The following is a 251-nucleotide window of genomic DNA, read 5'->3' as shown; positions in this document are numbered from 1 at the left end:
CGTCCGGCCCGCGAACCCGGGAACAACAGGAATGCGCACGTCTTCCGCAGCCCGCCGCACCGGCACCGCTGTCTCGGTCGCCTCGACTTCGCCCATGGAGCGCCACCTCCCCCGTCCTCGTTCAGCCGTTCCGTCCGACCAACATCAACTGCGGACGACGGTACAGCCGTTCCATGACGGCCGTCTGCCCCTGTGGACGACCCGGGAGCCCCCTGTGGACAACTCCCCCACCGGTCCGGAAACCCCCGTCC

It is taken from the genome of Streptomyces mutomycini, from assembly GCF_001700505.1.
GTDB lineage: Bacteria > Actinomycetota > Actinomycetes > Streptomycetales > Streptomycetaceae > Streptomyces > Streptomyces mutomycini.
Note: the sequence above shows the minus strand (reverse complement) of the source record.